Source organism: Candidatus Cardinium hertigii, assembly GCF_003788695.1.
Window position 1 is genome coordinate 95,518 of record NZ_RARA01000026.1, and the last position, 285, is coordinate 95,802.

Sequence of the window (285 nt, forward strand, 5' to 3'; positions counted from 1 at the left end):
ACAGGTCCCCAAATATCATTTTAAGAGGTTGCTAGGGGAATGGTCTATCCAAAATGAACTAAAAGCATCTAAAAATCAATAAATAATGATATTCTTACTGCCATAACCCCAAAAATGGCAAAAAATAACAAAAAATAATACTGGAAAAATAGAAAAAATTATACTGTCGGCCTGTTGCAACGGCCTCACTTTTTGTGTTCTTTCACGCTCCTGACAAGGATATCATTACAAACAGGAGTGCGCCTTGAAAAAACTGTGGAAAGAAAAGAAAGGGAAAAATAAAAA